Source organism: Leisingera sp. MMG026, from assembly GCF_021654205.1.
In the GTDB taxonomy this organism is placed as follows: Bacteria; Pseudomonadota; Alphaproteobacteria; order Rhodobacterales; family Rhodobacteraceae; genus Leisingera.
The window spans coordinates 1-22,549 of the sequence record NZ_JAKFZM010000055.1; the positions used below are offsets into that span (position 1 = coordinate 1).

General features: G+C 63.7%; 25 protein-coding genes. 13 read left to right on the forward strand and 12 right to left on the reverse strand.

Annotated elements, in window-relative coordinates:
* The 5 genes from L1069_RS20760 to L1069_RS20780 form a co-directional block, all read left to right on the forward strand.
* The coding region (locus L1069_RS20760) for a hypothetical protein (RefSeq protein WP_237456911.1) at positions 1–225 on the forward strand (225 nt) is incomplete at its 5' end.
* A 5-nt stretch (positions 226–230) separates the two neighbouring features.
* Positions 231–821 (forward strand): hypothetical protein, encoded by a 591-nt coding sequence (locus tag L1069_RS20765; protein WP_237456912.1) that lies wholly within the window; start codon positions 231–233, stop codon positions 819–821.
* Positions 822–1,090: 269 nt separating this feature from the next.
* Entirely contained in the window at positions 1,091–1,273 is a 183-nt protein-coding gene (locus L1069_RS20770) for a hypothetical protein (protein WP_129370277.1), read from the forward strand.
* A gap of 165 nt (positions 1,274–1,438) precedes the next feature.
* Positions 1,439–1,750 (forward strand): hypothetical protein, encoded by a 312-nt coding sequence (locus tag L1069_RS20775; RefSeq protein WP_129370276.1) that lies wholly within the window; start codon positions 1,439–1,441, stop codon positions 1,748–1,750.
* Between the two features lie 180 nt (positions 1,751–1,930).
* Entirely contained in the window at positions 1,931–2,896 is a 966-nt protein-coding gene (locus L1069_RS20780; protein WP_237456913.1) for a LysR family transcriptional regulator, read from the forward strand.
* Between the two features lies 1 nt (position 2,897).
* On the opposite strand, the gene L1069_RS20785 is transcribed toward L1069_RS20780, so the two are convergent.
* A complete protein-coding gene (locus L1069_RS20785; protein ID WP_237456914.1) occupies positions 2,898–3,335 on the reverse strand; it encodes a low molecular weight protein-tyrosine-phosphatase in 438 nt (145 codons plus the stop codon).
* A 49-nt stretch (positions 3,336–3,384) separates the two neighbouring features.
* Between L1069_RS20785 and L1069_RS20790 the strand changes: the two genes are divergently transcribed.
* Positions 3,385–4,083, forward strand: coding sequence for an NAD-dependent deacylase (locus L1069_RS20790; RefSeq protein WP_237456915.1), 699 nt, complete (start codon positions 3,385–3,387; stop codon positions 4,081–4,083).
* A gap of 101 nt (positions 4,084–4,184) precedes the next feature.
* Here L1069_RS20790 and L1069_RS20795 read toward each other — a convergent pair whose 3' ends face one another.
* The 5 genes from L1069_RS20795 to meaB form a co-directional block, all read right to left on the reverse strand.
* Entirely contained in the window at positions 4,185–4,661 is a 477-nt protein-coding gene (locus L1069_RS20795) for a copper chaperone PCu(A)C (protein ID WP_129370272.1), read from the reverse strand.
* A 55-nt stretch (positions 4,662–4,716) separates the two neighbouring features.
* Complete coding sequence (locus L1069_RS20800) at positions 4,717–5,064, reverse strand: hypothetical protein (RefSeq protein WP_205877372.1); 348 nt, start codon at positions 5,062–5,064, stop codon at positions 4,717–4,719.
* A 159-nt stretch (positions 5,065–5,223) separates the two neighbouring features.
* The gene (gene rpmB, locus L1069_RS20805; protein WP_129370271.1) at positions 5,224–5,514 is read right to left on the reverse strand and encodes a 50S ribosomal protein L28; all 291 of its coding nucleotides are present in this window, start codon (positions 5,512–5,514) and stop codon (positions 5,224–5,226) included.
* 150 nt (positions 5,515–5,664) lie between these two features.
* Positions 5,665–6,468 (reverse strand): alpha/beta hydrolase, encoded by an 804-nt coding sequence (locus L1069_RS20810; protein ID WP_237456916.1) that lies wholly within the window; start codon positions 6,466–6,468, stop codon positions 5,665–5,667.
* A 5-nt stretch (positions 6,469–6,473) separates the two neighbouring features.
* Positions 6,474–7,451: a methylmalonyl Co-A mutase-associated GTPase MeaB gene (gene meaB, locus L1069_RS20815; protein WP_129370269.1), complete on the reverse strand. Its 978-nt coding sequence runs from the start codon at positions 7,449–7,451 to the stop codon at positions 6,474–6,476.
* A 199-nt stretch (positions 7,452–7,650) separates the two neighbouring features.
* Here meaB and hrpB point away from each other — a divergent pair, with 199 nt between their 5' ends.
* The 3 genes from hrpB (at position 7,651) to L1069_RS20830 (ending at position 12,450) form a co-directional block, all read left to right on the forward strand.
* Entirely contained in the window at positions 7,651–10,128 is a 2,478-nt protein-coding gene (gene hrpB, locus L1069_RS20820) for an ATP-dependent helicase HrpB (RefSeq protein WP_237456917.1), read from the forward strand.
* A 291-nt stretch (positions 10,129–10,419) separates the two neighbouring features.
* Positions 10,420–10,878 (forward strand): NUDIX hydrolase, encoded by a 459-nt coding sequence (locus tag L1069_RS20825; protein WP_129370267.1) that lies wholly within the window; start codon positions 10,420–10,422, stop codon positions 10,876–10,878.
* Between the two features lie 90 nt (positions 10,879–10,968).
* Positions 10,969–12,450, forward strand: coding sequence for an inorganic phosphate transporter (locus L1069_RS20830; protein WP_237456918.1), 1,482 nt, complete (start codon positions 10,969–10,971; stop codon positions 12,448–12,450).
* Positions 12,451–12,516: 66 nt separating this feature from the next.
* Here the strand turns inward: L1069_RS20830 and L1069_RS20835 are convergent, their stop codons facing one another.
* From L1069_RS20835 to L1069_RS20850, 4 genes are all read right to left on the reverse strand, one after another.
* Positions 12,517–13,236, reverse strand: a complete 720-nt coding sequence (locus tag L1069_RS20835; protein ID WP_237456919.1) for an SDR family NAD(P)-dependent oxidoreductase — start codon at positions 13,234–13,236, stop codon at positions 12,517–12,519.
* Positions 13,237–13,332: 96 nt separating this feature from the next.
* Positions 13,333–13,908 carry an isochorismatase family protein gene (locus L1069_RS20840; protein ID WP_237456920.1) on the reverse strand — a complete coding sequence of 192 codons (576 nt, stop codon included), beginning with the start codon at positions 13,906–13,908 and terminating at the stop codon, positions 13,333–13,335.
* Positions 13,909–14,124: 216 nt separating this feature from the next.
* Positions 14,125–15,051 (reverse strand): ornithine carbamoyltransferase, encoded by a 927-nt coding sequence (gene argF, locus L1069_RS20845; protein ID WP_134830264.1) that lies wholly within the window; start codon positions 15,049–15,051, stop codon positions 14,125–14,127.
* A 79-nt stretch (positions 15,052–15,130) separates the two neighbouring features.
* Positions 15,131–16,306: an aspartate aminotransferase family protein gene (locus L1069_RS20850; protein ID WP_237456921.1), complete on the reverse strand. Its 1,176-nt coding sequence runs from the start codon at positions 16,304–16,306 to the stop codon at positions 15,131–15,133.
* 403 nt (positions 16,307–16,709) lie between these two features.
* Here L1069_RS20850 and L1069_RS20855 point away from each other — a divergent pair, with 403 nt between their 5' ends.
* Entirely contained in the window at positions 16,710–17,627 is a 918-nt protein-coding gene (locus L1069_RS20855) for a DMT family transporter (protein ID WP_237456924.1), read from the forward strand.
* A gap of 124 nt (positions 17,628–17,751) precedes the next feature.
* Complete coding sequence (locus tag L1069_RS20860; protein WP_237456922.1) at positions 17,752–18,990, forward strand: MFS transporter; 1,239 nt, start codon at positions 17,752–17,754, stop codon at positions 18,988–18,990.
* Positions 18,991–18,995: 5 nt separating this feature from the next.
* Here L1069_RS20860 and L1069_RS20865 read toward each other — a convergent pair whose 3' ends face one another.
* On the reverse strand, positions 18,996–19,808 hold the full coding sequence (locus L1069_RS20865) for an ABC transporter permease (RefSeq protein ID WP_134830267.1): 813 nt from the start codon (positions 19,806–19,808) through the stop codon (positions 18,996–18,998).
* A 160-nt stretch (positions 19,809–19,968) separates the two neighbouring features.
* Here L1069_RS20865 and L1069_RS20870 point away from each other — a divergent pair, with 160 nt between their 5' ends.
* On the forward strand, positions 19,969–20,568 hold the full coding sequence (locus L1069_RS20870) for a GcrA family cell cycle regulator (RefSeq protein WP_129370258.1): 600 nt from the start codon (positions 19,969–19,971) through the stop codon (positions 20,566–20,568).
* Positions 20,569–20,708: 140 nt separating this feature from the next.
* On the opposite strand, the gene L1069_RS20875 is transcribed toward L1069_RS20870, so the two are convergent.
* Entirely contained in the window at positions 20,709–21,227 is a 519-nt protein-coding gene (locus L1069_RS20875) for a YHS domain-containing (seleno)protein (RefSeq protein ID WP_237456923.1), read from the reverse strand.
* 272 nt (positions 21,228–21,499) lie between these two features.
* Here L1069_RS20875 and yghU point away from each other — a divergent pair, with 272 nt between their 5' ends.
* A complete protein-coding gene (yghU, locus tag L1069_RS20880; RefSeq protein WP_129370256.1) occupies positions 21,500–22,375 on the forward strand; it encodes a glutathione-dependent disulfide-bond oxidoreductase in 876 nt (291 codons plus the stop codon).
* Positions 22,376–22,549: the final 174 nt, after the last annotated feature.

A 22,549-nucleotide genomic window follows, 5' to 3' on the forward strand; every position in this document is an offset into this window, starting at 1 on the left:
ATTCAAGCAGCTGCCAATGCAGCGTTTGACGGGTATCTAGGTTACGCCGGGGACGCAGTTTCTTTTTCCGCATCTGACAACGTAGCTAGCGATTTTGCTTTTGCGGCCGCACTTTACGATGCTAACAACGACGTCGCCTTCGATCCTGAAACCCTGCTGGCAGCACACTTTGGCCAGGCACCAATGCCCATGAAGGTATTTTTGAGATTTGGCGGACGGTCATAAAAACGGTGTTACACAAGGCGTTCTGGCGATACTGGTACCAAGGGTTCCTTGTTGGCAATCCGCTCGACTGGGAACTCCAACGCCGCGTTGCCCTGATCGACGACGCAATATGGAACGCTGGCCCCGAAGCCGTCGCCGCGGAAATCGAGCGCATCCGCCGCCTGTTCGAGCTGGAACAAGAGGTCGCCCGCCTCAAGGAACACCTTGCAGCAGTTGAACACATTCCCGTTGCGGCGCTGATCGGTGACAATGGCGGGCCGCCGCTGGAGGATGCTCCGGCACGTGCCTTCCAAACGGACCTCATGCTGATCTGGACGGAAGCAGAGAAACTGGAAGAGGAAATTGCAAAACCGTCCCCCTCCCCTTCGCAGCTGGAAAAAATCGCCAAGGCTCTCTGGGACATTTCACGGCGCATGGCAGCATACTGCGGGTCGATTGCCGACGGCATGATCCGCGAAGGCTCCAAGGAACTGGCAAAGGCCGGGGCCAAATGGACCGCTGGAGCAACAGCAGTGACTGTCACTGCTCAAACTGAAAGCGTGCAATCAGTTGCCAAAGCCATTTGGGCCTTTGTAAAAACGCTTCCACCCGGCTGAATTACCCCTCCCGCCCAGCCGCAAGGCCGGGCCGTGTCTGACCTTCGCTGTCAAACCGCCGGTTTGCCTTCGGCAAAACGGCGGGCGCTTCGCTTCCGCCTGCGGACCGGCACTGCCCTCACCATGATCTGCAAACACCTCCCCTCCCCAGCCAAACGCCTCAAATTTTCCGCTCTCCCTGCGCACGGGACCAAAATGCGCTATACTCGCCTCATTCCGCGAAACGCGCGCCCCTCTGGCGGGAAACACAGCAAAGGAGGACGACCCGCATGGATGCAATCAAAGCGACCGAATATGCCCGCGCGCTGTATAGTGCGCATGGCGACAAGGCCGAGCTGGAAGCCGCGCAGAAAATGCGCAGCTGCGAAGCAGCCGGCAAAGACGATGAGGCGGCGGACTGGAAAGCCGTGCGCCAGGCGATCCGCGCAATGCGCGGGCCGAACCAGACCTGAGACCGGCAGCCGCTGGAGTGCCGCCAACCGGTGCTCCAGCCCTGCTGAACACTGGCCTTCTAACCACCCCGTTTACCACGATTGAAACGCGCCTTGGCATTTGGCATACTGCGGGCAATTCCGCGGGCATCAGATCCGCAAGCCAAAAAACGGGGCACGAGCCAGATGAGATTTTTCCTGACCGCCGCGCTTTGCGCCGGATCTCTTGCAGCATTGGCACCTTCGGGGGCCGAGGCCGGCGCGATTGAACGCGCCTGCCGCCAGTCGGACCGCACCGCGGCCTCGCCCGGGTTGTGCAGCTGCATCCAGAAGGTGGCCAACCGCAGCCTAACGCGGGCCGAGCGCAAGACCGTGTCGAAATGGTTTTCCGATCCGCACCAGGCCCAGGTGGTGCGCCAGTCCTCCAGCCGCACGGACGAGCGGCTGTGGCTGCGCTACAAGGCCTTTGGAGATCATGCAGCGCGCAACTGCGGCTGAGCCTGCCTTCGTCATTTCCCCAAGCAGCACGGTGAAGCAAAGGCACCCCATGGGTGCCTTTGACCGTTTTGATACATCTGCGCTGCGGCATTTTCGCAAGGGGGAAAGGCTGTGCCTTTGCCCCCCTTGACCGGGCTGCAGCAAAGCGGAACAAACGGCGTAAGGTATTGGAGCGATTGCATGTTGATCAAAGGTGTTACCCTGCGCGGGCTGGAAGTGTTCGAGGCTTTGGCCAAGACCGGATCGGTGGCGCAGGCGGCAGAGATGACCGGCCTCAGCCAGCCCGCCGTCAGCCAGCAGATGCGCAACCTGGAAAAGGCACTGGACAGCGAGTTGATCGACCATGGCCGCCGCCCGATGGTGCTGACCGCCGCCGGGCGCAGTTTCCTGGCCCGGACCGAGGCGGTCCTGTCGGAGCTGCGGCTGGCCCAAAGCGAGCTGACGGTGATGGATCTCAGCCACTTGCAGGCGCTGTCGATCGGTCTGATTGACGATTTCGACAACGACCTGACCCCGCGGCTGGCCACAATTTTAGCGGACAGCCTGACACAGTGCCGGTTCAAGATGATCACCGCCTCCAGCCATGACATCGTGCAGGCAATGGAGGCCCGCGAGCTGCATATTGCCGTTGCCGCCACCGCCGGCGGGCTGCATGAGGGGCTGGTGGAATACCCGCTGGTGCGCGATCCCTTCATTCTGGTGGCGCCGCGCGGCGCCTTGTCCGATGCGGCACAGGCGGCGGAGCAGCTGCAGGACTTGCCGTTCCTGCGCTACGCGCGCGAGCAGCTGATCTCGCAGCAGATCGAGGGACTGCTGGTGCGCCAGAAGCTGGAGTTCGAGGACCGGTTCGAGGTCGGCTCGCATCTGGCGCTGATGGCGATGGTGGCGCGGCGGATCGGCTGGGCGGTGACCACGCCGCTGGGATATATGCGGGCAGCACGGTTCCACGACCAGATCGATGCTTTTCCGCTGCCCTTTGGCGAGATGTCGCGGACAATTTCACTGTTTACAGCGGCTGATTGGGCCGACCGGGTGCCGCGCGACGTTGCGGAAACCCTGCGCCGGCTGGTGCAGACCCAGATGATTGATCCGGCGGTGCAACAGCTGCCTTTCCTGGCAGGCGATTTCCGGGTGATCGCCGAATAAGTCAGAGGACCGCTTTGAGGCCCTTGGCAGCAGCCTCGATCAGATCCAGGCAGCCGTCGAAATCGCGGGTATAGTAAGGGTCCGGCACATGGTCGGCACCTGATGCCGGAGCGTAGCCCGTGAACAGGCGCACCGGGGTTTCATTGCCTGCCGGACGCAGGGCCTCGATATTCTCCAGATTGCTGGCGTCCATTGCAATGATCAGATCGAAAGCTTCGAAATCACCGCGCCGGAACTGCCGCGCCCGCAGGTCCGAGATATCCAGCCCCCGCGCCTGCGCTGCTACCTGCATCGGGCCGTATGGCGGCTCGCCTGCGTGATAGGAGGCCGTGCCGGCACTGTCGGTTTCTACATCCGGGCACAACGCGCGGAACACGCCTTCGGCCGCCGGAGAGCGGCAGATGTTTCCTAGGCAGACAAACAGAATACGGGTAGGCATGCGTCTATGGCTCCTGTGAATAGGGTCAGTGATAGGAGGTTCCGCGGCGATGGGAAAGAGTGCGAAGATTGTCATCCTGACGGGCGCCGGGATTTCCGCCGAAAGCGGGCTGAGCACCTTTCGCGATGAAGGGGGGCTGTGGGCGCAGCACCGGATCGAGGACGTGGCAACACCCGAAGGTTTTGCCCGCAACCCGGATCTGGTGCATCGCTTTTACAATGCCCGCCGCGCCCAGGCGGCTGAGGCCAGGCCTAATGCGGCGCATCAGGCGCTGGCGCGGCTGCAAAGGGAACATCCGGGCGAGGTGGTGATCGTTACCCAGAATGTGGACACCCTGCACGAGGCCGGCGGCGCGGCGGATGTGCTGCATATGCACGGCAGGCTGGAAGGCGCTGTTTGCGCCACGTGCGGCCATAGCTGGACTGCACCGATGGAAATGCAGACCGGACACCCCTGCCCCGCCTGTGCGGCGCCTGCGGGCCGGCCCGGCGTGGTCTGGTTCGGCGAGATGCCGTATTTCATGGAAGAGATCTACACCCATCTCGCAGATGCGGATCTGTTTGCCGCCATCGGCACCTCGGGCGAGGTCTATCCGGCTGCCGCTTTTGTCGATGAGGCGCATCTGGCGGGCGCCCATACGGTGGAGCTGAACCTGGAACCCTCTGCCACCGCCTCCCGCTTTGCCGAGCGCCGCTTTGGTCCCGCCACCGAAACCGTCCCGGCCTGGGTGGCAGGACTGCTGGGCTGATCCTGGACACCAAAAAGCCCGCCATCCGGCGGGCTTTGGGCGCGAAGGAGGGCTGCGGCGCAGCCTGACGCCGCGCCCGCCCTACTCTATCGTGCCCGGGTTCAGTTTGAGTGGCTGCCGTGACCTTCGGCTTTGCGTTCCAAATCGACCGGCACTTCGATTTCGACTTCGCCGGCGTTTTCGAACACCAACGTGACTTTGACCACATCGCCATGGTTCAGCGCCTGGTTCAACCCCATGAACATGATGTGGTCGCCGCCGCGCTTCAGCATATGGGTGTCGCCCTCGGCAATGGCAAAGCCTTCTTCGACATGCATCATCTTCATGACACCGTCATCACCTTCCTTGTGGGTGTGCAGCTGCACCCTGGCGGCCACATCCGAGCGGACATCGATCAGCCGGTCATCCGCATGGGTCTGGTTCATGATCGCCATGAAAGCAGCACCGGCCTTGGCGGTGGGCGAGGACACCCGTGCGTATTGGTCATGGACCATGATTTTGTGGGCACCGTCTGCAAAAGCGGACCCGGCCAATGCGGCTGCCGCAGCGGCGGCAAGGAATACAGATTTCAGGGACATTTTGTGCCTCCTCATAAGAAACGATTGAATTTTGGGGAAATGGGCTTGTCTGCAATCAGGCCGCAGGCGGCGAACGTGCGCTGGCCCTTGGTTTGAAATAGCTGCCAATGGCGGCCTTATGCGAAACCGCGTGCACACGGCCCGCCGACTGCCCGGAAACCGGCAGCGTGGCAGGCGGCGCCACGGCGTCCAGCAGATGCATCACGCAATCAGGGCAGCTGTGCGGCGGCTGGACCGGCTGGCCTTCGCTGTCCACATAGATAACTTCCGGCCCCAAACCTGTGCAGATCACCATCTGCCCGGCCGCATCGCGCATACCCTGCCGTGCAGCAGCGCTATGGCCTGTCAGGGCAACCGCAAGGGCCAGGAACAGGCCAAGGTAAAGACGCAGAATGTGTTTCATCGCAGGCAGATATGCCCGCCCTGTACCGCCGCCGCAAGAGCCATCACCGCGGCAGATTGCGCAAACGCAAACACCGCGCATGATTGCTCATGCGCGGTGTCTGTAACTGTAACTGAAATCCAGTGAAAGGATCAGGCCAGTTCGACCAAGCGAGGCCTATCAGGCCTCGGCGGCTTGTGCCTTGGCGATCTCTTTTTTCACTTTCAGGGCGGTGTCGGACAGCTCTTCGTTCTTGGCTTTTGCCAGGAAGGCGTCCAGACCGCCACGGTGATCAACCGAGCGCAGGGCTGCTGCGGAGATCTTCAGCTTGACGCCGCGGCCCAGGGTCTCGGACTGCAGGGTCACATCATTCAGGTTCGGCAGAAACCGGCGGCGGGTTCTGTTTTTCGCGTGGCTGACATTGTTGCCAGTCATCGGGCCTTTTCCGGTCAGTTCGCAACGGCGCGACATATCATCATCCTTCGTTTTTCGGAGGTCCGGAGCAGATCCGGACCAAATCACAAGGGGCGCTGCCATTGGCTGCGCCCGAAAACTGGTCCGCTGCTCATACGATCAACCAGCAACAGCGTCAAGTGATTCAACTCAGCTTTCTTGAGGCGCTTACTGCCCGTTTTCCTGTTCGGCTGCAAGCCTTTCAAGCCGGGCGTCCGCCGCGGCGCCAAGCTGCGGCCTGCCGCGCTGGCGCGCAACCCGCGCCAAGCGCCGCCAATAGGTCTGCGAGCGCCTGCGCCGCTCTCTGTGCAGGTCCAGAACCCGCGCCGCAGTCAGCGGGCCTGTGTGCAGCATCGACTGCAGATCCCAGAAACTGCCGCCCTCGCGGATCACCTGGCTGGCGGGATGGCCGCCGCAGGACAGCCGGCACAGCTGCAGGTCCGGAAACACCGCCTGTATGTACAGCGCATGGTTCAGATCCATCTTGCGGAACGGATCGAACAGTACCACCCCTTTCACGCCGTGGCGGCCATAACGGATCAGGTCGCCCAGCGCTTCATCGAAAGCGGCCGCTTCCTTGCGGCGGCGGTCATGCGGCACCGCACCTTGCGCAATGGTGTATTGCGGCGAGACAGCGATCAGCCGCTTCAGGTTCAGCGCCGAAGAAAACCGCAGCGCCCCGTAGCCGCCCATGGAAAACCCCATGGCCGCCGCGTCCCTATAGCCCTTGGTCAGGTCTTTCAGGCTGCGCGACAGCGCCTGGGTTTCGCTGTTCACATACCAGTCGTTGTCGCGGCACTGGATATGCAGATGCGCATAGCCGTGCCGGGTCATGTTTTTCACCGGGCCGCGGTCTTCGAATTCGCCCGCCACGGCAACCCGCTGACGGAAGGTCGCAAACAGGCGCTTTGCCCCCGCGTTGAACAGCGAGGCGCGCAATTTTTCGCCGTCAAAGACCCGGATCTCCTGCATGGCGGTCAGCCCTTCAGATGGTCCTGCAGCATCTGCTGCGCCGCCGCCGCCGGGGTCAGCGCACCCTTGGCCACCTGGCCGGACAGCTCTGCCATGGCGGATTGGGCACTGGCGGTATGCAGCCGCGCCAGCAATGCCTGGCGCACTTCCTGATCGAACCAGTAGCAGGATTGATCCGCGCGCCGCCGCTCCCAATGACCGTTGTCGCGGCGCCAGGCGGTCAGCGCCTGCATCTCCTCCCAGGCTTGCTCCAGCCCGTGTTCCTCGACTGCCGAGACCATCAGCGCCTTGGGGAAGCCCTCGGGGTCCTGCGGGCGCTTGCGCAACAGACGCAGGGCACCGGCGTAGTCAGCGCAGGTGCGGGTCGCGACCGGTTTCAATGGGCCGTCGGCCTTGTTGACCAGGATGAGGTCGGCCATTTCCATGATACCGCGCTTCACCCCCTGCAGCTCATCGCCGCCGGCAGGTGCCAGCAGAAGCAGGAACAGGTCCGACATCTCGGCCACCACGGTTTCCGACTGGCCGACGCCGACGGTTTCAACCAGCACCACGTCAAACCCTGCCGCCTCGCACAGAGCCACCGCCTCGCGCGAGCGGCGGGCGACGCCGCCCAGGTGGGTCTGGCTGGGGGACGGGCGGATAAAGGCGTTCTTGTCGCGGCTGAGGCGCTCCATCCGGGTCTTGTCGCCCAGGATCGAACCGCCGGAGCGCGCCGAGCTGGGGTCCACCGCCAGCACCGCGACGCGCAGGCCCAGCGCTGTCAGCATCATGCCGAAACTTTCGATGAAGGTGGACTTACCCACCCCCGGTGTGCCCGACAGGCCGATGCGCAGCGACTGGCGTTTGTGTTTTGCCAGCTCCGACAGCAGTTCCTGCGCCTTGGTACGGTGATCATCGCGGCCGCTTTCCACCAGGGTGATGGCGCGGGCCAGGGCCCGGCGGTCGCCGGCCAGGATCTTCTGCTTCAGCTGTTCGGTATCCATGCGTGTCTTCCTGTCGTGATGGGCGGACCTTGGCGCATGCGTGGCTGCAAAGTCCAGTCCCTGCCGTTTGCCGCACAACCTACATCAGCCGATGCCGCAGAAAAGGCGGCAAATCCGCCGCGCTTGATCCGGTTTGCGCAGGCTCTGCCCCGGCGGACTGGCCGCTGGACCTGACCGCCGGCTTTGGCGATAAGGCGGCATGACCAGATTGCCGATCGAAGACGCCCTCCCCGAACTGCTGGACGCCCTGCGCGGCCATCGCCGTGCCGTGCTGCAGGCGCCGCCGGGTGCAGGCAAGACCACGCGGGTGCCGCTGGCGATGCTGGAGGCGGCGTTGACCCAGGGCCGCATTGTGATGCTGGAACCCCGCCGCCTGGCCGCCCGCGCCGCCGCCGAACGGATGGCGGAAACGCTGGGCGAGAAACCCGGCCAGACCGTCGGCTATAGGGTTCGAGGCGATGCCAAGGTTTCCAGGTCCACCCGGATCGAGGTGGTGACCGAGGGCATCCTGACCCGGATGCTGCAGTCGGACCCGGACCTGCCCGGCGTCGGCGCGGTGATCTTTGATGAATTCCACGAACGCTCGCTGAACGCCGATCTGGGGCTTGCCCTGTGTCTTGAGGTAGCGGGCGCCCTGCGCGATGACCTGATCCTGATGGCAATGTCGGCAACGCTGGACGCGGAACCGGTGGCGGCGCTGATGGACGCACCGATGGTCACCTCCGAGGGGCGCAGCTATCCGGTGGAGACGCGCTGGCTGGAACGCCCTCTGCCTGCCCAGGCCCGGCGCGGCGATGCACTGGCGGATCTGGTGGTGCAGGCGGAAAGGGACACCCGCAGCGCAGGCCGGGATCAGGGCGGCGGCATTCTGGTGTTTCTGCCCGGCGAGGGCGAAATCCGCCGCGCCGCCGGTGCCTTGGCCAAACGCCTGCCCGGCCATTGCCATATCCGCCCCTTGTTCGGCGCCCTGCCCTTTGCCGAGCAGCGCGCCGCCATTCAGCCCGAGAAGGAAGGGCGCAAGGTGGTGCTGGCAACCTCGATTGCCGAAACCTCGCTGACCATTCAGGATATCCGGGTGGTGGTGGATATGGGGCAGTCCAGGCGGGCGCGGTTTGACCCCGGCTCCGGCATGTCGCGGCTGGTGACCGAGAAAGTGACCCGCGCCGAGGCGACCCAGCGCCAGGGCCGTGCAGGCCGGGTGGCCAAGGGCGTCTGTTACCGGCTGTGGACCAAGGGCGAGGAAGGCGCGCTGATGGGTTTCGCCCCGGCCGAGATTGAAAGCGCCGACCTTACGGATCTAGCGCTGGAGCTGGCATTGTGGGGGGCGGCCCCGGAGGATCTGTCGTTCCTCAGCCCGCCGCCTGCCGGCGCGCTGAGCGAAGCGCAAGCGCTGCTGCAGATGCTGGGCGCGTTGACCGCGCAGGGGCGGATCACCGAACACGGCAAGGCGCTCTCATCCCTGCCGCTGCATCCCCGCCTTGGCCACATGCTGCTGACCGCCGGCCCGGCTGCGGCGCCGCTGGCAGCCCTCTTGGGCGAGCGCGACCCGCTGCGTGGGGCCCCTGCCGATCTGTTATTGCGGCTGAAGGCGCTAAAGGATCCCAAGGGGTTTGAACGCGCCCGCCCCTATCAGCTGAACCGCCCGGTGGTGGTACGGATCAAAAGCGAGGCCCGGCGGCTGGAACAGCAGGCCGGGCGCGGCACCGGTACTGTTACGGGTACTGGCATGCTGTCCCCGGCAGCGATGGCCGCGCTGGCCTATCCCGACCGCATCGGGCAGCGGCGCAAGGGGGACGCGCCGCGGTTTGTGCTGTCCGGCGGCAAGGGCGCGGTGCTGGAAAGCAGCGACACGCTGGCAGGCGCGCCTTTCATCGTGGCGCTGGACACCGACGGCAACCCGCGTGAAGCCAGGATCCGGATGGCAGCGCAGATCTCCCAAAGCGAAATCCGCGAGCTGTTTGCGGATCAGATCGCTTGGGATGATATGTGCGAGTGGTCCAAGCGTGACCGCCGGGTGACGGCCCGCCAGCAGGAGCGGCTGGGTGCCGTCGTACTGGATGACCGGATCTGGAAGGACGTGCCGCCGGACGCGGTGGCGCGGGCGATGCTGGACGGCGTGCGCGACCTGGGCCTGCGGCTGACCGGGGCCGCGGCCCGGCTGGCCGCGCGGGTGGAGCTGGTGCGCGGCGAAGGACATGATTTGCCGGATTTCTCCCTCCCCGGCCTGACGGATACGCTGGAAGACTGGCTGCTGCCGATGCTGGACGGGGTGAAATCCGCCGGGGACTGGAAACGTTTCGACCTGCTGCCCGCGCTGCGTGCCGCCCTCAACTGGGAGCAGACGCAGCTTCTGGACCGCGAGGCGCCGGGCAGTTTCATCACGCCGCTGGGGCGCAAGATCCCGATCAGCTATGACGGTGAGGTGCCGGAAATCTCCGTCCGCCTGCAGGAGCTGTTCGGCGTCAGCCGCCACCCATGCGTGGGCGGCGTGCCGCTGAAGATAGCCCTTTTGTCCCCGGCACAGCGCCCGATTCAAATCACCCGCGACCTGCCAGGCTTTTGGGCGGGGTCATACGCGGACGTCCGCAAGGACATGCGCGCGCAATACCCCAGGCACCCCTGGCCCGAGGACCCCACACAGGAAGATCCGACATTGCGGGCAAAACGGCGCAAATAGCCACCCGCAGAGCGCCGGAAGGCGCGCTGCCCGGCCCAACGGCCGGCGGCGCATCTGTGATGCGCTGTCCTGGCGGCGGGAGCCCTGCCCGTCCGGGGCTGCCCGGCACCCGAAGCGGCGGCACCGCGACGCTTCGCGGCGAACGCAAACGGTGCATAAATGCGGCGGCCTGCGCGCCGCCCCCGGCGGCATATCTCAGGCCGTGGCCTTGAAACTCCGGGCATTCAGGCTTACTTTCCCACAATTCCACACAAAACACGGGACCAACCCAACCACAAAGGCTGAGCATATATGACAAGCACTCTGATCCGCGCCTGGGAAGAAATTCTCAAGCCGATGCTGAAACGACCAAACCGCCTGCAAGTCGCCGCGCTGTGCTGCCGCACCGGCGAGGACGGCAAAGAAGTGCTGATGATCACCAGCCGTGGCACCGGCCGCTGGATCCTGCCCAAAGGCTGGCCGGTCGAGGGCAAGGACGGACCGGATTCCGCCCTGCAGGAAGCCTGGGAAGAAGCGGGCGTCCGCGAGGCCCGCATCTCGCAAAAGCCGATCGGTGAGTACAACTACACCAAATACCACGACAACGGTACCGAAGAACCGGTGACGACGCTGATTTTCTCCGCCGAGGTGGAGCAGCTGACCGACGACTACCCCGAATCCGCTGAACGCAACCGCCAATGGATGCGCCCGGAACAAGCCGCAACGCTGGTGCAGGAGCCGCAGCTGCAGGAGCTTTTGCGTCAATTGTAAAAGTTATGTGACATTTTCATGTCTAACGCTTGATCCGTGACCGGAGCAGCGTTAGGCGCGTGCGCAGACCTCGGAATCAGGAATGCGACGATGAGCGATCAAGATCAGCGCACGCAGTGGAACACGCTGGATAAGGATCTGAACAGGATCTCCCAGCTCGAGCTGGCGACAGCCTATGCCTCCCGGCCTCTGGTGGGGCCCGGTATCGCACTGGCCTTTATCGTAGTGGCCGGCCTGGCGGCCGGCGTCTTCTTCGGCGGCTCGGCGATGAATATGGTGGTGATCGCCGCCGCCGCATTCGGCGCTTATATGGCGATCAACATCGGCGCCAATGACGTTGCCAACAACATGGGGCCGGCGGTGGGCGCCAATGCGCTGACCATGGGCGGCGCCATTGTGATTGCCGCCATTGCCGAAAGCGCCGGTGCGCTGCTGGCGGGCGGTGACGTGGTTTCAACCATCTCCAAGGGCATCATCGACCCCGCTGCGGTTTCCAGCAGCAGCGTGTTCATCTGGGCGATGATGGCAGCCCTCATTTCCTCGGCGCTATGGGTGAACCTGGCCACCTGGGTCGGCGCGCCTGTGTCCACCACCCATTCGGTGGTTGGCGGCGTGCTGGGCGCCGGTGTGGCTGCCGCTGGCATTACCGCGGTGAACTGGCCCACCATGGGCAAAATCGCCGCCAGCTGGGTGATTTCGCCCGTTTTGGGCGGGGTGGTTGCGGCGCTGTTTCTGGCCTTCATCAAGGCCAAGATCATCTATCAGGACGACAAAATCGCCGCCGCCCGGCGCTGGGTGCCGGTGCTGGTGGGGATCATGGCAGGCGCTTTTGCCGCCTATCTGGCGCTGAAGGGCCTGAAGCGGATCGTCAAGATCGACCTGCAGACCGCACTGCTGATCGGTGCAGGCGCCGGGGCGCTGTCTTATGTGATCACCGCGCCGCTGATCAAACGCCAGTCCGAGGGCATGGAAAATCGCAACAAGTCGCTGAAGGCGCTGTTCGGCCTGCCGCTGGTGATTTCCGCCGCCCTTCTTTCCTTTGCCCATGGCGCCAATGATGTCGCCAACGCAGTTGGTCCGCTGGCGGCAATCGTGCACGCCACCGAATTCGGCGACTTCGCCTCCAAAGTCACCATTCCCACATGGGTAATGGTCATCGGCGCCTTCGGCATTTCGTTCGGCCTGTTCCTGTTCGGCCCCAAGCTGATCCGCATGGTCGGCAGCCAGATCACCAAGCTGAACCCGATGCGCGCCTTCTGCGTGTCGCTGTCTGCCGCCATCACTGTGATTGTGGCCAGCTGGCTGGGCCTGCCGGTCTCCTCCACCCATATCGCGGTGGGGGCGGTGTTCGGCGTCGGGTTTTTCCGCGAATGGCACATGGAGCGCCGCCTGAAGAAAACCGTCGAAGGGCGCCCGGCAGCCAAACGTATCGCCCCCGAAGAACGCCGCCGCCGCAAGCTGGTGCGCCGCAGCCACTTTATGACAATCGTGGCTGCCTGGGTGATTACTGTGCCTGCTGCCGCGCTGCTGTCAGCGGTGATCTTCCTGCTGCTGAACGCCATCGTCGGCTGATCCGCACTGCCGCGGCATTTTACAGCCCCCGCGCCAGCCGGCTGCGGGGGCTTTTCTTTTCACGGTTCAGAACCTCTCTACCCAGGGCCGCAGCACCAGCTCGTCGCTCCAGGTTGAGCGGTTCTGATTGATCAAGTGCATGTATTCGGCAGCGATGGCATCCGGATCCAGCATGCTGTCGGGATTGCCCAAGGCCTCGGTCCGTTCGGGCCGCGATGCATTGCGGATGCCGCCATCGATATTGACCCAGGCGACATGGATGCCTTGGGGGTGCAGTTCCCGCGCCATGGCTTGCGCCAGGCCCCGCTGCGCAAATTTCCCCATCGCAAAAGGCGCCGACAAAGCAAACCCCTTCACACCCGCCGAGGCGCCGGTGAACAGGATGGTTCCGCGCCGCCCGTTTGCGGGCTGCTGTGACAGCATCCGCCGCGCCGCCGCCTGCCCCAGCAGAAAGGCACCGTAAGCCGTGACCTCCACCGCCTTGCGGACGGTTTCCGGGTCCAATTCCGTAAGCGGTCCGCGGACACGGGCAGAGGGGTTGTAGCAAGCCACCCGCAAATCCCCTCGCAGGCTCTCCACAAGCTGCCCGATCCCTTCGCCATCAGTGCCATCCACCTGATGCAGCCGCGCGCCGGTTTCTGCGGCCAGATTTTCCAGGTTGCCAATGCTGCGCGCCGCAAGATTCAGCGCATAGCCGGCATCTGACAGCTGCCGGGCAAAAGAGGCGGACAAGCCCGTTCCCGCCCCCACGATCAGCGCAACCGGTTTCGATGATGTCTCTGCCATGCCGGAACCTCCCCTGTTGTGACACTGGAAAGCTGGTGGCCATTCCGCCCCGGTTCAAGGACCCGCAGCAACGGGCCCTCGCGTCAACTTTGAGGCTCAGGCAGGCGTGGCTGCCGGCAATTGCGCAAGGATCTCCGACGCAGGCAGCACCGTGCCAAAGCCGGCATGCAGCGCCGACAGCGTCACCTCCAGCACCTGCCCGGCGTCCAGCTCGCCACCTTTGCGCGCAGGCAGCGAGAACGCGATCAGCGCATCCTCAACAACCTGGATTTCAAACCCCAGGTTGGCTGCTGAACGGGCGGTCGAGTTGACGCAGAAGGCCGCAACTCCGCCCGCAATCACCAGCCGGGAGATGCCGCAGTCGCGCAGATGCTGTTCCAGCCCGGTGCCAACAAACCCGGAGGAGCCTGTTTTCCAGAACACCGCCTCGCCTTCCGCCGGCATGGCGCATTCCATCGGCTGACCGCTGGGCAGATCGCGGCGGAACTTGCTGATCTGCTGCGGGTCGTCGTGCATCACATGCACAACCGGCAGGCCGGCTGCGCGGAAAGCTGCAGCCAGACCTGCGATCTTCTCCTCGGCCTTCGGATTGGCCCGCTGGCGGCCGGAGGCGGTCACATTTGCCATCTCTTGCTGCATGTCGACAATCAGCAAAGCTGTGGTCCGGTCCATGAAAAATCCCTCGCGCTTGAATACCGGCGCGAGGATTGCAGAGCTGAACAGCATAAGCCAGCGCAATTCCCTTTCCACCGGACCAAAAACGGACGGCCCGCGCAAAACGCACTGCGCCGGGCCAAAGGCCCGGCGCCACGCCCAACTGGCAAGGTTCATTCTATTGAATGCACCGCAGCAGGCGGGAGCACCCGCCCTCCGCGCAACCAGCAGACGTCAGCCGCCGATGCACCAGCGCATGACAGCCTTTTGCGCATGCAGCCGGTTTTCCGCCTCGTCAAAGATCACCGATTGCGGGCCGTCCATCACGGCGCTTGTCACCTCTTCCTCCCGGTGGGCTGGCAGGCAGTGCATGAACAGCGCGTCAGGTTTGGCAGCGGCCATCAGATCGTCATTCACCTGATAGGGGCGCAGCATGTTGTGGCGGCGCTCTTTGGAGGACTGGCTGTCATGCATCGACACCCAGGTGTCGGCCACAATCAGATCGGCCCCCTCAACCGCTTTGAACGCGTCCCGCTCAACGGTCACCTTGGAGCCCGCCTTGCGCGCCAGACCGATGAATTCCTCCTCCGGATCCAATTGCGCCGGGCCGGTGAAAGTGAGGTCAAACCCGAACTGCCCGGCGGCATGCAGGAAGGAGGCACAGACGTTATTGCCGTCGCCGGCCCAGACCACTTTCCTGCCCTTGATCGACCCGCGGTGCTCCTCATAGGTCAGCACGTCGGCCATGATCTGGCAGGGGTGGGTGCGGTCCGTCAGGCCGTTGATAACCGGCACGTCCGAGTATTCCGCCATCTCGGTCAGCACAGTTTCGTCAAAGGTGCGGATCATGATCATGTCGACGTAGCGGCTGAGCACGCGGGCGGTGTCAGCAATGGTCTCGCCATGGCCAAGCTGCATGTCCTTGCCCGACAGCACCATGGTCTGGCCGCCCATCTGGCGCACCCCGGCGTCAAAGGACACCCGGGTCCGGGTCGAGGGTTTTTCAAAGATCAGCGCCACCATCCGGTCCTTCAGCGGCAGCTCATCATCCAAGGCGGCCTTGGGCTGTCCAAGTCGCGCCAGTTTGGTGGCCTTCGCCTGGTCGATGATCGCCCGCAGGTCGGATGGATCGGTTTTGTGGATGTCGAGAAAATGGTTCATCACTGTATCGCTTCTGGCTAGCGAAGGCCGGGGGCTGCCTGCCCCCGGACCCCCGGGAGTATTTATCCAAAGGTGAAGATCAGGCGGCTTCGACCTGGGCGGCGGTTTGTTCCAGGCGGTTGACTGCTTCGGTGATGTCCTCGTCGGTCAGGGTCAGCGGCGGCAGCAGGCGGATCACGTTGTCCGCTGCCGGGACGGTGATCAATTCGTTGCTGTAGCCCGCGTTAACCACGTCAATGTTGACCGCCTTGCACTTGAGGCCCAGCATCAGACCGGAGCCGCGCACCTCTTCAAACACCTCCGGGTGGTCGGCAACCAATCCTTCGAGCTTTTGCCGGAACAGACCCGACTTGCGTTTCACCTCGGCCAGAAACTCAGGCTCCGCGACATGATCCATCACCGCGCAGCCCACCGCGCAGCCCAACGGGTTGCCGCCATAGGTGGAGCCATGGGTGCCCGCAGTCATGCCGCTGGCGGCCTCTTCCGAAGCCAGCACCGCGCCCAACGGGAAGCCGCCGCCGATACCCTTGGCCACCATCATGATGTCCGGGGCGATGCCGGCCCATTCATGGGCAAACAGCTTGCCGGTCCGCCCGACGCCGCATTGCACCTCATCCAGGATCAGCAGCAGGCCGTGCTCATCACAGATTGCGCGCAACGCCTTCAGCTCCGCATCCGGCACCGGGCGGATGCCGCCCTCGCCCTGCACCGGCTCGATCAGAATCGCGGCAGTGTTGTCCGAAATGGCATTGGTCACGCCATCCAGGTCGCCAAAGGTCAGATGCACGAAGCCGGGCAGCAGCGGACCAAAGCCCTTGACCATCTTCTCAGACCCTGCGGCGGCGATGCCGGCCGAGGAGCGGCCATGAAAGGAACCGTCAAAAGTGATGATTTCCACCCGTTCGGGCCGGCCCTTGTCATAGAAATACTTGCGCGCCATTTTCACTGCCAGTTCGCAGGCCTCGGTGCCGGAGTTGGTGAAGAATACGGTGTCGGCAAAGGTATGCTCCACCAGCTTGTCCGCCAGCGCCTGCTGCTGCGGAATGTGGTAGAGGTTAGAGACATGCCACAGGTTCTGCGCTTGGGTGGTCAGCGCCTCCACCAGCGCCGGATGGGCATGGCCCAGCGCATTCACGGCAATGCCGGAGCCCAGATCCAGAAAGCGTCGCCCGTCCGCCGTGGTCAGCCAGGCGCCTTCGCCTTTGACGAACTCAAGCGGTGCACGGTTATAGGTCGGCAGAACGGACGGGATCATCAGGATCATCCTTTTCAAAGGTTGAAGCCAAAGCTGTGCAACAGCTGGGGCCTTGGGTCAACGGTGGGTCAATGATTTTGGAAGGGGATGCGCCATGAAAGGGCACAATGGATCAAAGGGCCGGTCACGCCAGGCGGCGTCGGCGTCGCGAAACGGTGGTATTTGCGCGTTTGATCATGGGTGGGTTCCATAGTGGAGGATTGAGCGAAAGAAAACCCCTTTTGTACAACCCAGCCCGCCAATCCGCCGCAGCGCCCCGCTCGCCCCTTCACCTTTGCCGAAATATTCCGGGGTGAATTGGTCGCCAGGCCAAGAGGGGCAGCGCCCCTTGCTGCACAAGACTGCTGCCGATTGCAGAGCGTTTTCTCTTGCATCCCGCGGCGGCTTGCCGCACCGCTTTGCCATGACCCGTTACACCCCGCAGAACCCGGCTCTGGCCGCCGCCCTGATCCTTGCCGCGACAACCTTCATCGCAGGCACCACTCTGCTGGCCAAGGCATTGGGAACCGGTAGCCTGGGCGCACCGCTGCATCCGCTGCAAATCAGCCATGGGCGGTTCCTGTTTGCCTTCATGGGCATTTCAACTGCGGTGCTGATCCTGCGGCCCAGGTTCATCCGGCCGCATTGGGGCTATCACATCGGGCGCACCTCCTTCGGCTGGGCCGGGGTGACGCTGATGTTTGCCTCGGTCGCTTACATCCCGCTGGCCGATGCTACCGCGATCACCTTCCTGAACCCGGTGTTCGGCATGCTGCTGGCCATTCCGCTGCTGGGCGAGCGGGTCGGCCCCTGGCGCTGGGGGGCGGCGTTGGTTGCCATGATCGGAGCGATGATCCTCTTGCGCCCTACCCCGGCCAGCTTCCAGCCCGCAGCCTTGCTGGCGCTGGGGGCCGCGGCGGTGATGGGGCTGGAGCTGATTTTCATCAAGAAGCTCGCGGGCCGCGAAGGGCCCTTGCAAGTCCTATGGTTCAACAACCTGCTGGGCGTGATGATTGCCAGCTGCGCCGTGCTGCCGGTCTGGCAAATGCCCAGCCTTGCGCAGTGGGGCGCGCTGGCCGCACTGGGGCTGCTGATGGCCTGTGCCCAGGCCTGTTTCATCAATGGCATGGCCCGCGCTGATGCCTCCTTTGCGGCGCCGTTCAGCTATGCGACGCTGGTCTTTGCAGCCCTTTATGACTTTATTGGCTTTGGCGTGGTGCCGGATGCCATTTCTTTCCTTGGCGCCTTTATCATTCTGGCGGGCGCCGCCATCCTCGCCTGGCGGGAAGGGCGGCCCAGTCCCCCGGCGGGCCGCGCGGCTGCTGCCGCGCACAAGCCTTAGCCGCCCGGCCATCACGAAAAGTTATTTCCGGCGCCAGGCCCGCATGCGACCCTTGCGTCGAAAAACGGCATTTTCCCTGCATCTTCCGCGCCACGCTGTCCTTTGACAGAACAGGAGGACGCAGATGCACGAGAGGCGGATTCCCGAATGGCTGCGCCATGCGCCAGTGCCTTCGGTGCGGGACTTTGGCATCCTGGCCGGGCTGGAGGCCGTGGTGCGCGGCATCCTGATCTCGGTCTTTCCCCTGATCATGTACCGGGCATTGAGCGATGCCGGGATGGTTTCTGCCTCATACTTTGCGGTCGGCATCCTGTCGCTGCTGGCCGGGTTGATGATCCCTGCCCTGATCCGGGTGGTGCCGCGCCGCTGGGCCTATTCGCTTGGCGCGCTGATGTTCGTCGCCTCTGCCGGCTTTGCCATCGAAGGCAGCCCGGTTTCGGTGCTTGCCGCCCTTGCACTGAACACAGTGGCGGCGGTGACCACTTTCATCTGCTTCAACGCTTATGTGCTGGACTACATTTCCCGGATGGAACTTGGGCAATGCGAAACCTCGCGGATGTTCTATTCGGCCCTTGGCTGGACCGCAGGCCCGGTGGCCGGCGTGCTGCTGCTTGAGGTCTGGGCGCCCGCCCCGTTTGTGATATCCGGCAGCGCTGCGCTGGTGATGCTGGCGGCCTTCTGGTGGATGCGGATGGGCAACGGCAAGCAGATCGCCCGCGCCCGCGGCCCGGCCTCCAATCCCTTGAGCTACCTGCCGCGCTTTCTGGCGCAGCCGCGTCTGGTCGCAGGCTGGCTGTTTGCGGTGATCCGCTCGGCCGGGTGGTGGATCTATGTGGTCTACCTGCCGATCTTTGCTATCGAAAAAGGCCTGGGCGAGGAACTGGGCGGTATCTTGCTGTCCGTTACCAATGCCGCCCTGTTCGGCGCACCGCTGCTGCAGCGCTGGGTGCAACGGCATTCGATCCGGCTTGCGGTGCAGACCGGCTTTTTGGGGGTGACCGCCTGTTTTGGCGCCGCCTGTGTTGCCCAGGGATGGCCTGCAGTGTCGATCACCTTGCTGGTGGCCGGTTCGGCCGCGCTGATTCTCCTGGATATCTGTGCGGGTCTGCCGTTTCTGATGGCGGTGAAGCCGTCCGAGCGCACTGAGATGTCGGCAGTCTATTCCAGCTACCGCGACATTTCCGGCATTCTGACCCCTGGCGTTGCCTGGCTGGTTCTGCTGGCGGCGCCGGTTGCGGGTATTTTTGCCGCAGGTGCGGCAGCCGCCGCGGGGGCGGTGCTGCTGGCCGGAAACCTGCACCCGCGGCTTGGCCGCCGGAAACAGATGCCGCCTTCAGGCGAAGATCCGGTTCCGGCAGAATAGCAGCGTCAGGGTTTCAACCGGTAGCCGGAGCGCAGCATGGCCCAGGCCAGCAGGCACACCGCAAAGGTGGCGCCGCTGCAGACCGCCAGCCCCAGCAGCGGCGGGCTGTCGGAAGTGCCGATCACTCCGAATCGCACGCCGTCGATCAGGTAGAAGACCGGGTTCAGATGTGAAATCGCTTTTAATACCGGGGGCAAAGCCTCAACCGAATAGAAGGTGCCGGACAGGAAGGCGAGCGGTGTCACGATGAAATTGGTGATTGCAGCCATCTGATCGAACTTGTCAGCATAGACCCCGGCCACGATACCCAGCCCGCCCAGGAAAGCCGCACCCAGAACGATGAACACCAGCGCTGTCAGCGGATGCGCCGGCACGATCTGCAGCACTGCCATCAGCCCCAGCCCGATGGCCAGCGCCACCAGCGTGCCGCGCGCCACCGCGCCCGCCAGATACCCCAGCAGGATCTCCAGCCCCGACAAAGGCGGCATCAGCGTGTCGACGATATTGCCCTGCACCTTGGCAATAACAATAGAAGACGACGTATTGGCAAAAGCGTTCTGAATCACCGTCATCATCATGATGCCCGGCGCCAGGAAGGTCAGGAACGGCACCCCCATCACATCGCCGCGCTGGGGGCCGATGGCAATGTTGAAGATCATCAGAAACAGCGCCGCCGTCATCAGCGGCGCCAGCAGCGTCTGGGTCCAGACCGCCAGAAACCGCTTCACCTCGCGCCAGGCCAGCGCCTTGAGGCCCAGCCAGTTCACCCGTCCGAACCGGCGTGCGCCCAATTCAACCTGATACCCCTGATCCGCCATGCTGCCCCCGTTTTTCGCTGCTTTGCCTGCATAACGGCTGCGGCAAGGGGCGCAAGATGCCTTGTAACTCCGCCCGCAGTGATTAGAATAGGGCGATCACACGGAATATGATGGCGGCCGCAGAATCCCTGGGGCCGCTATTAGCTTGGAAAGGCAACAGATGTCCTGGACAGACGAGCGCGTCGAATTGCTCAAGAAAATGTGGGGCGAGGGCCAGTCGGCCAGCCAGATCGCCAAAGAACTGGGCGGCGTTACCCGCAACGCGGTGATCGGCAAGGTGCACCGCCTCGGCCTGTCCAACCGCAACAGCGGCACAACCAAGGCCGCCGAGCCCAAGGAAAAGCCCGCAGCAGCCCCCGCCGCTGCAGCGCCGAAACCTGCGGCCGCAGCCAAACCCAAGCCGCAGCCCAAGACCGAGCCGGCCCGCCCCGCAGCGGTCCAGCCGGCCTCAGCCGAAGCCAAACCGGCGACGCCTGCACGCCGCCAGATCATCCCGGCCGGCCAGCCGTTGCCGCCGCAGCCGTCGGCCAATGAAATCAGCCCCGAAGCCCTGGCCAAGGTCAATGAGATCGAAAAGAAGGCCAAGAAGCTGAGCCTGATGGATCTGACCGAACGCACCTGCAAGTGGCCGGTTGGCGATCCCGCGACCGAGGACTTCTGGTTCTGCGGCCTGCCGTCCCAGCAAGGCAAACCCTATTGCGAAGCGCATGTGGGCGTGGCGTTCCAGCCGATGTCCTCGCGCCGCGACCGCCGCCGCTGAAGATCAGGCAGACGCTGCCAGATTGCGAGCAACCCTTGAAACAAGCAAACCCGCGCCTTGCAGCGCGGGTTCTTCATTTCTGCGGTCCGTTTGCCCGGCGGACGGCTCAGAAGCAGGGCACCGGGCAAACCAGCGCTGAATCAATTCGCCACCGGACCTTCGGAGGTGAACTTGGGGATCACACTGCCCGAGGCCGCGTCCGGCTCAATCCCCGGCCAGTTGCCTTCGGCCAGGTTGATGTTTTCCGGAATGTCCTCTTCCCAGAAACCGACGACAACGTCGGTGATGTTCAGATACAGCTTGTCATCCACAATGCGCCACAGGTTCGGATTGGCAGGCACCTTACCGCCGCGCGACACACCATAGGCGCAGTGGCCGTCATATTGCGGCGCATAATGGGCCGGATTTTCAAGGAACTTGTCGCGGTTCTCCGCCGAAGAGAACGCCCAGTCGGCTCCATTGTATTCTGCAGTGAACGCAGTGCTGCCGCGTACCGGAGCGGTCTGCGGGCTGCCGACCGGGTTCATGTCAAGACTGCGATAGGCCACCACGTCATAGCCCGAGACGGCAAATCCGGTGCCATCGACATATTGCTCGCCTGCAAAGGCCGGCAGGGTAAAGGACAGCGCTGCCACGGCAGCAAATGCAAAACGCTTCATGAAATCTTCCCTTTCATCGGTGATCGCTTCAATTCGGGCACCGGCATCTTATCCGGCTTCGTGTCAGACACTATAGGTCCCGGCGCAAATGCGAAGGGGGGTTCACGCCTCTGTGTGCGCAGACGAGACCCCGTGAGCATTTTGTAAAATTTCCGCCTCCGTACCTTCCAGTCATTGGAATTTCCAAATCCCCTCTTATCTCTGCCACAGCCAATTGCCGCAGCGCGTGCGATTGACCGCAAACCGGAAACAATCAAAGCAAGGCCCGACAGATGAGCGACACCCCCTATACCCCGCCGAAAGTCTGGAAGTGGGAGCAAGAAAACGGCGGCGAGTTTGCCTCCACCAACCGCCCTATCGCCGGCGCGACGCATGACAAGGAACTGCCGGCGGGCAAGCACCCGCTGCAGCTTTACTCTTTGGCGACCCCGAACGGGGTAAAGGTCACGGTGATGCTGGAGGAACTTCTGGCCAAGGGCCATGCGGGCGCCGAATATGACGCCTGGATTATCAAGATCGGCGACGGCGACCAGTTCGGTTCCGGCTTTGTGGAGATCAACCCGAACTCCAAGATCCCGGCGCTGCTGGACCGCAGCGGCGATGAACCGGTGCGGGTATTCGAAAGCGGTTCGATCCTGATGCATCTGGCCGAGAAATTCGGGGAATTCCTGCCCAAGGAGGGTACTGCCCGCACCGAAACCCTGAACTGGCTGTTCTGGCAGATGGGCAGCGCCCCGTATCTCGGCGGCGGCTTTGGCCATTTTTACGCCTATGCGCCGGAGAAATGGCAGTACCCGATCGACCGTTTTTCGATGGAGAGCAAACGCCAGCTTGACGTGCTGGACCGGCAGCTGGCGGAGCGGAGCTATATCGCCGGTGAAGATTATACCATCGCCGACATGGCGATCTGGCCCTGGTACGGCCAGCTGGTTCTGGGCCGTCTTTATGATGCGGCGGAATTCCTGGATGCGGAAAGCTACAGCAATGTGGTCCGCTGGGCCAAAGCCATCGACGCCCGCCCGGCAGTGCAGCGCGGCCGCATGGTGAACCGCTCCTTCGGCGAGCTGGACACCCAGCTGCACGAGCGCCACGACGCGAGCGATTTCGACACCCGCACCCAGGACAAGCTGGAACCGGCAGCGGAATAACCGCCAGCCAAACCCTCCCGCGCCCGCGAAAGCCCAGGCGATGCCTGGGCTTCCTTTTGCGGCCTTGGGCCTGGCGGCGCGCTGGCGCGCGGCGGGATGCGCCCTACAAACCAACCAACAACCAAATCCCCCCCCAAACCTGGGCTAAAACCCAAAAAAAACACAAAAATTTAA